The sequence below is a fragment of the Leisingera sp. JC1 genome (assembly GCF_001679925.1).
In the GTDB taxonomy this organism is placed as follows: Bacteria; Pseudomonadota; Alphaproteobacteria; order Rhodobacterales; family Rhodobacteraceae; genus Leisingera.
Map to the genome: position 1 here is coordinate 1 of NZ_LYUZ01000152.1, position 7,700 is coordinate 7,700.

The 7,700-nt window shown below is 53.3% G+C and carries 7 protein-coding genes and 1 pseudogene; 3 read left to right on the plus strand and 5 right to left on the minus strand.

What is annotated here, in order from left to right; genetic code table 11:
- The coding region (locus A9D60_RS26895) for a hypothetical protein (protein ID WP_217492093.1) at window positions 1-329 on the plus strand (329 nt) is incomplete at its 5' end.
- Here the strand turns inward: A9D60_RS26895 and A9D60_RS25825 are convergent.
- Window positions 261-422, minus strand: a pseudogene (locus tag A9D60_RS25825) (very short patch repair endonuclease); the annotation flags it as partial. The gene A9D60_RS26895 and the pseudogene A9D60_RS25825 overlap by 69 nt on opposite strands.
- Before the next feature lie 66 nt (window positions 423-488).
- Between A9D60_RS25825 and A9D60_RS24180 the strand changes: the two are divergent.
- Window positions 489-2,081 (plus strand): DNA cytosine methyltransferase, encoded by a 1,593-nt coding sequence (locus A9D60_RS24180; RefSeq protein ID WP_065269953.1) that lies wholly within the window; start codon window positions 489-491, stop codon window positions 2,079-2,081.
- 45 nt (window positions 2,082-2,126) lie between these two features.
- On the opposite strand, the gene A9D60_RS24185 is transcribed toward A9D60_RS24180, so the two are convergent.
- From A9D60_RS24185 to A9D60_RS24200, 4 genes are all read right to left on the minus strand, one after another.
- Window positions 2,127-2,879, minus strand: coding sequence for a DUF6339 family protein (locus tag A9D60_RS24185; protein WP_065269954.1), 753 nt, complete (start codon window positions 2,877-2,879; stop codon window positions 2,127-2,129).
- On the minus strand, window positions 2,876-3,712 hold the full coding sequence (locus tag A9D60_RS24190; RefSeq protein ID WP_065269955.1) for a hypothetical protein: 837 nt from the start codon (window positions 3,710-3,712) through the stop codon (window positions 2,876-2,878). Before A9D60_RS24190 ends, A9D60_RS24185 begins: the two co-directional genes overlap by 4 nt.
- On the minus strand, window positions 3,709-5,766 hold the full coding sequence (locus A9D60_RS24195) for a hypothetical protein (protein WP_217492092.1): 2,058 nt from the start codon (window positions 5,764-5,766) through the stop codon (window positions 3,709-3,711). The genes A9D60_RS24190 and A9D60_RS24195 overlap by 4 nt, the downstream gene beginning before the upstream one ends.
- 607 nt (window positions 5,767-6,373) lie before the next feature.
- A complete protein-coding gene (locus tag A9D60_RS24200; RefSeq protein ID WP_141118050.1) occupies window positions 6,374-7,468 on the minus strand; it encodes a hypothetical protein in 1,095 nt (364 codons plus the stop codon).
- A gap of 61 nt (window positions 7,469-7,529) precedes the next feature.
- Between A9D60_RS24200 and A9D60_RS24205 the strand changes: the two genes are divergently transcribed.
- Window positions 7,530-7,700, plus strand: a 171-nt coding sequence (locus A9D60_RS24205; RefSeq protein WP_175393033.1) for a transposase, incomplete at its 3' end; no start/stop codon positions are given.

The window sequence follows — 7,700 nt, forward strand, 5'->3', positions numbered from 1 at the left end:
CACCTCCCGGCACCTCCCGGGTCGTCAGGCCGCTTGCGCGCAGCCTCAAGGCTTCTCTGATCTTCCTCATCGGCAATCTCGCCATTGGGTCCCTCCCGCTCTCAAAAGAGCGAAAGGCTACCCGCCACGTGATTGCTCAGCACCCCGCCAAAGGGCTCCGCGATCTTGTCCGCGAGCCCCGGAATCTTGTCCGCGCTAAATCGGAATGGTTGTCCGCGTCAGATTGGAATCCTTGTCCGCGCTACCCCGGTGCGCGCAGACAGAACCAGGTCTGGGCGTCCATAGACTTTCTTGGAGTGAAGCCGGAACCGAAAGCCACGCGCGTGTAACGCCTTTCTAAGTGCAAGCTCAGGCTTCGTGTCCTTGCTCCCGATCCCCGACATCATCCGCGAGTGGGTACGCTGATCCACAATATCTGTCACATGCGTCCTAGTCTTCACCACCGAACCTAGTATACACGGGCTGAAAAAATTCGTTAGGAGTTCGATTTGCCTGCCACTTTCGGTATAGTTGATCTGTTCGCCGGTCCGGGCGGACTTGGCGAAGGGTTCGCGTCCTTGGTCAAAGGCGGCCATTTCCCATTCCGGATCGGGATCTCGGTCGAGAAAGAGGCATCAGCTCATCGGACCCTGGAATTGCGCGCATTCCTTCGCGAGTACAGGACACGTCATGGCGTCTTTCCCAAACAATTCATAAATTTCCATGCGGGGAAGGTTCCCGAGCCAAGATGGTCAGAAATCGACGCCAACGCTTGGCAACTTGCCACACACGAAGCTCGCGCGCTTGAACTTGGGACCGATCCAGCAGCAAGCGCCATTGATGCTGCCATCGAGAAGCTGAAGGACAATTACGACGACACGATCTTGATTGGTGGCCCACCGTGTCAGGCCTATTCGCTCGTTGGGCGCGCAAGGTCCAGAGGTAAGGTCGGCTATGTGCCCGAGGAGGATGAACGACACTACTTGTTTCGCGAGTACATTCGAGTTCTCGACAAGTTGCGTCCGGCTGCCTTCGTGATGGAGAACGTCAAAGGCATGCTCTCTTCGACTGTCGAGAGCCGCCTAGTGTTCGAGATGCTGATGGAAGACCTGTCCTCACTTGGCACAGGTCATGGTCATCAGTACGAACTGCGGGCCATCCGTGTCGAAAATGGGAAAGCTACACTGCAGGAGGCAATACGTCCTTCGGAATTCATCGTACGCGCTGAGGAATTCGGCATCCCACAAAAACGCCATCGCGTGATCATCATTGGTATTCGGTCTGATCTTGTAAGACAAGTTCCTGGTGCCGAGGAGCCAATCTCCGGAAACGCAAGTACAGTCGGCAAAATCATCGGATCGCTACCCGCATTGCGTAGTGGCATCAGTCGCGGTGGAGACGAGGTATCGGCTTGGCATCGGGAGGTGATCAAAGCAGCGGAAGTGCTCGCAGAGATCACCAAGGGAACAGAAGACAGCTTGCTTCATGGGGCGTTTACCTCGTTGGCGGACCGCCTAGAAGCAGAGATGCCCAGCCTCCGAAAATCGTCAGCTCTGCCGGAGCCATATGGTTGCGCGAACGATGATCTTCTGCAGTGGATCGAGCGAGCCGAGTTGCGCGCGGTTGCCCAGCACGAGACCCGAGGGCATATGACCTCGGACCTAGGCCGCTACCTCTTCGCGGCAGCGTTTGGATCAGTGCATGGCTACAGCCCTAAGGCTGCAAGCTTTCCCGAAGCCATTAGTCCGGACCACCGCAACTGGAATACAGGGGTTTTCAATGATCGCTTCCGTGTCCAGGTGGCCGACCAGCCTTCAACCACAGTGACCAGCCACATTTCCAAGGACGGGCATTATTTCATCCATCCCGACCCGGTGCAGTGCCGAAGCCTCACTGTTAGAGAAGCCGCTCGTCTGCAGACTTTTCCAGACGATTACCTGTTCCTCGGCAATCGCACGCAGCAGTATGTACAGGTCGGGAATGCAGTCCCGCCGTATTTAGCGCGTCATATAGCTGCTTTGCTTCACAAGGTTCTGGTGCCACTAACCTCGGAAGGAAGCGATGGCACAAAGGGTCGTTCAGCCTTCGAGGCGGTTCTTTAGGTACTGGTGTCACATTTTTTTATAAAAGCGACTTCGAAAGGTAAGTCACAAAGAAATCTTCGCTTGGGCGCGGGAAGCACAGGCATCCATAAGTGCATTGGCTTCCTCATCGGAGAGGGCTTCGAATAGGATCCCGCCACCGTCTCGGTTCAGGGCAATCATAAATTCCCTGAACGCGCGTGCGCTGGAAGTAATCCATGGATCCCGTCGCATTGCGCGAACAACGGCTCTAGCAAGGGGTTGACGAGCGGCTGTGTTCGTGCGTTCGACAAAGTTGCTGCGGATATCTAGGGTCTTCAAGATGAGACGCAACGCGCCTTCGGGGTCATCTGGATCTGCGATGCTTGCTATGTGCATATTCCACCAGAGGCGGGATAACGAATTGTCATCCCGGATCGCAGTAAGTCCCGGAGCGAACATATGGATCCTGACCTGGGCGTCCAGCTGAGCACCATTATTCCCGAAGAGCCATCTGTCTCTCGCATAGCCAAGACACTCTACGTGGGTCAGCCTCGCCCAGACACGTTCCTCGCGCGCTAGTGCAGGCGTCATCCCTTTGAGAGCCCGATAGAGGATCAAGGAATTATCGATGTCGGCCACGGCCGTCCTAGCTGTTCCGTCGAGAGCTGCCAGAAGATCGTGATCAACTGAGACCGTGCCGGTCTCGACCGCCCAGCCGTTGTCATGCTCAAGGTCGAGGAAATCTCCGACTTCATATCGGTCACGATTAGCCGCGACGTTTTCCTTTAGCTCGTAGAGCTTTTTCTCTGAAAGATACTTGAGCGGAGTTTCCGTCATCTATCTGCCTCCGCTATCAGTTGGGCCAGACCGCTTGCTGGGCCATCAAGAAGTTTTTGAGCGCTCTCTAGGATCGAAACATCCGCCTTGGGATCAACACCTCGGGCGTCACAACGGGCTGTAAATGGAGCATGCCATCGATATGGCTCGTATTGGTCTGCTCCGCTTTGCAACGCATCAAGGACTTCCATAACCGCCGGGAGGTATATCGAGCTCATAACCACAGGCTTACCAGTTTTCTGCTCGCGCAAGAGCATGATGGTCTCGTGTGTTTTCTCACCTGCAAGGATGGTGATACGGTCCCTCTCCAGCTCGACCTGCAAAGTTCCTTCAGGTACATCCGGAGAGCGATCCAGTTCAAAGATGCTCTCAATAGGAGCGAGCTTGGCCTGCCCGACCGAGATAATGTGTTCCTCTCCGATCGCGATGATATCTCCACCATTCATATCAACCGGTGGTGAAAATTCCGGGTGAATGGTACCAGGATTCCAGCCAGTCAATCTGCCTTTTAGCCAGACTATCGGCCGCAGGGAAACTCTATTCAGAAGAACTCCGGCAGCGAAATCTGTTCGGCCGGTCGGCCACGTCAGATTGCGGAGTTCGGTATGATACGTATCTGAACAGCGGACGAAACAACCAACCGATGCTTTGCCGGTTTCAACGAGTTTCCGTATGCCGCCTTCTGTAAGGGTGGTGTTGTGCTCAAGTGAAAGCGCTCCCGTTGCGATGTCTTCGCTCAGAGTGAACCTCATGTCGAATTCACCAGCGATAAAATCCCCGGTGTCGTGTGCTAAAACAGGATGCGGATAGCGTGTTTCCTCTGAAAACCTCATACCGATGTTTCCTCAGTTTCCGCGGGGCTTACAGCAATCAGTTCAATTGGCCCGTCGTAGGATTCATCAAACGAAACAGTCACGTTGCACCGCTCGCCTTTCTTTGCATGAATAGTAAGGACGCCAGAGCCTAGGGATCCCGCGTCTGCAGCAGTCAAGTTAAGACCCTCAGGCGTGTTCACTCCAGTAGCCTGAAGAATCAACTCGATCGGTCCTGTCACTTCCGGCGTGAAGTGAAGTTCACGCGATGTGGCAGCACCGGAGCTATCAGAACGTATCAGATTGCGCACCTCCCGGAGTACGACCGGCTCTCGTTCTCCACCAGAACCGCGCCCCCCATTGCCGCGACCGGTTCCGGAGCCGCTGCTCCCCCCTTTACCGCTAGCCGCCGTCCCGTTCAGACTGCGACCGCCGAGCTCACCTCCAGTAGGGCTTGGCGCCTTACGAGACTTCGATTTCCGTCGCTGGGACTCGTAGGTGTAACGCTCGGGGTCATGTTCGGCATTCGGATCGTCGGGTTTTTCTGCTTTTCCGGTCTCCGCAAAGAAACGCCCCAGTTCGTCGAGGACAACTGATCCTTCATGCTTTACGCCAGTCGTTGACTTGATAACCTCCCTAAGTTTCCTGCCGAGGTGTTTCATGGCCGTCGCGGCATCAGCTCGTTTGGTGGCGTCGGGAAGCCGTTCCGCCGAGAAGCCGTCATGTGCTGGATTCTCAAGCTTTTTCAGCAGCACGCCAGATTCAAGATCGTCGGGTTCTACTACCACGATGAAGTCGCGCGAGCCGCGGAATTGCTGGAGCGGGTGCCCGAAATGCCGGAGATTGTCCGTGATCAGCATCCCGTTTCGTATGAAGCCTACACGGCATGGCATACCCTCTTCGATCAAAACTCTGACCTTCATATTGCCAAGTTTGGGTATCGTCAGAGTTTGCTCTTCAGAATTGTCCGAGACAAGACAACGATGGAGCTGTCCGGCGAAGGTCAGATCGGCTTGGTGACCTGTGCGTTCCGCGGCATCGATGATGTCCTGTCTCGAAAACAGGCCCTCAAGCGTGTTTCGATTGATGTTGATTTTACCATCGTTAACTTCGAACACCATCTGCTCGCGATGAACGGCGCAGAAGAAATTTGAAACTAGCGAATACGTCATACGCTCCGCCCAATCTTCAGCAGCCCTAAAGCCCATACAGAATATTGAAGTACCCGTATCGGAACGCCTCATCCAGTCTGGAACCAAGTTGCGATCTGTCACGGCTCGAAACCCGTCAGGATCCCCCCAATAGCCTGTGGCTCTATGTTTGATGCCCTTGGAGTCAGTGTGAGAAACCAGCTTTACTTTACCTTGAGCAGCGAAGGCCTGGCTGTCACCATCTTTGTACGTCGTAGCGTAAAAGACGGTCTGAAGGTCTGAGACGGCAAAGGACGCGTTCTTTCCAATCCCAAAAGAACCGCCCGAGTCAACTGTGCCCTTTGACGTGACACCCGAAGCCTTAACAAGCGAATGGAACGGTGTCCCTTCCAAGTTAGCTGGGCCAACTAGGCCTGTCGTGTTGTGATCTGCTATTTCAAGCACCGGAATAGATTTTGCACCTATCACGTTGGAGGCATTGGAGAAGAATTCTATCTCACGGTCCTGTTCGGCCTCGGCGCTACAGGCGGCGATCGTATCGCTCAGGACGTCGTACGATGGAAAGCTTGAGTGTTCGAGTTTCAAGACATTGAAAGACATCCTTACCGGGTGCGCTGGCAGGCCCGTCGCCGCGTCGCGACTGTTCTGCCCTGCTTCCCTAGCGCAACTAGCATAAGGTGCGTCGCGGAAGGTTTCGATCCCGGCATCGCCGAGCCCCTCCTTTTCACCCGCCTCGTTCGTCAAGAATCTCAAAACTGGTTTAACCATCCTTCGAGGTATCCCCTTCATCAGTACTTTTGAAATGGCTGCGCCAAAGCACGACCGATCTAGCTCTAGTTCCCGGTAAAAATCCCGGGAAAACCACTTCACCCCCAATTCAAGTGGCTGTTCGCCCACTGATTCGACAGGCCTCCAATCAGCCAAGTCTCCTGAAGGGCGTGACCTACGAAGCCCTCCTCCGGCCCGTAAAGAACCCTCGCCTGTCCCTCACCTCGCGCACATAACAATATAACTCTCAAGTTGCAACATGGACCCAACATTCGCGTAAAGTCACAAATACGATCCGGATTAGTGTGCCTACTCCCCCGCCGTATCTCTCACCCAGCGCCGCCATTCAAGAATGACTTATCAGACTAACCCAAGCCTGAGACTGATACTAAGGAACGGTATTGAATGTTGCCCTGCACATTCGCAACAAGAGCCAGGAAACTGATCTCCAATAGAACGAATTGCGTGTTAACCATCCCGACATGATACAAGTCATGGTGTCGTTCTCGACACACGTTACTGAACCTTTGCCCACTCCGCTTGGCACAGATTCAGCACCCTCCGCAAACGCTTTCAAACGCTTTCAAACGCTTGCGACTGCAATCACGACGCCACATCCGACCGTCAAGAAAACTTTTCTGAATTTTATGAAAGTCGAAACCCCTCCTTTAAATATAAGACTGTGCTAAACTCCTCAAGCCACCTCCTGACAAGGTAAAAAAATCAACATCACGGCGCCTTGAAATTCTGAATCACTCATTATTCAGTAGAACATCAGTTCACGCCTCACATAGAATATTGGGTTTGTCGACGGCGCCGAAGATGGAAGACCGAACGCAATTCTTTGCATAACAGGCAAGCAAAGCTCTACAATTACAAGGACTCGGATCGCCTCCCTGCTCAACTCTTCATTTGAGAGGTGAAACTCAGTGGCCTTATTGTGAACAATCGAACAGCGGATAGAGTAAACTAGCTTAGCGAAGTTGTTTCGCACGCTTTCAGCATTATTAAACCCATTCGCAAAGGTAACTTGGTTGCCACTCCCGTTAAGAACCCCTAGCTCGACCAAAAATTTATCAAAATCGTTTTCATTCCAACGCGGGTCAGCTTTGGTAGTGTTAAAGGTGTTCTCCAGGTAAGCGGACAACGTAGTTGCTCCAATCGTCTTATCCCAGCACTGCTTGAATAGCTTTGTCAGATGGCTGACTTCGCTAGCATCAGTTTGTTGCCCTAGACGCTTGAAGTCTCTAACGCGCTGAAAACTACGACCCGTCGTATTTGACAGCGCTGAAGACACTTCACTGCGTATCATGTAATTTTCTAATACGTGGTAAGTACTCAGAAACCCTTCAAGAACACTCTCACGGGAGTTCACTTCACCCAACATTCCAAATGGCTCAACAAATTGGGTGTAGTCTTTCTCAACGACTAAGCTATCTTGAACATCGGACAAACGGTTTCCCAATACTAAAGGGACGGGAAGAGTTAACCTATGGCCACTCATCACCAAGTGATATTTCAGGTATGAGACGGCTCTCTCAGTATCTTGTTCGGATGAAATTACCGCGACTCCCCCCTCAACACTGCCCAAATTTTGAAGAAGAAGAATGACGGACCAAACTTCGATTAAGTCTTGACCCTGTGGCGACCATGAATCTGGCAACCCCAGCTGAGACACGTCCGGCACATCACGAAAATCAATCAGCGCCACTGAGTTTACGGCATCAACGCTGTTATGAAAAAAGTACGCTAGACGGCGTCCAGACTGATCAAAAGACGGATCAAATTGATCACCCTCCCCCAAGAACATTACATTGAATGGTGCGACTTCGGCAACTTCCTGACTCCAAGTGGGCATTGTTGCAGAACTCTCTCGTTGGAGGATTCACAACACGAATCCATGGGGTTAGACGGATGTCATGAGCAAGCCCAAGCCCGCCCGCTACCGCACGACGAACTGGTCCGCCTACAACGCTGCGCTCCGCAAGCGCGGGTCTTTGCTGATCTGGCTGGACAAGGAGATGGCCTGGTACGCGCCGCATGAGGGCCGCCCTGGGCGCCCGCCGGTGTTCTCGAATGCGGCGATCCAG

Excerpts from the sequence above, each read along its gene's own strand:
- A9D60_RS24200 (WP_141118050.1), bottom strand. The coding sequence starts at position 7,468 with ATGCCCACTTGGAGTCAGGAAGTTGCCGAAGTCGCACCATTCAATGTA.
- A9D60_RS24190 (WP_065269955.1), bottom strand. The coding sequence starts at position 3,712 with ATGAGGTTTTCAGAGGAAACACGCTATCCGCATCCTGTTTTAGCACAC.
- A9D60_RS24185 (WP_065269954.1), bottom strand. The coding sequence starts at position 2,879 with ATGACGGAAACTCCGCTCAAGTATCTTTCAGAGAAAAAGCTCTACGAG.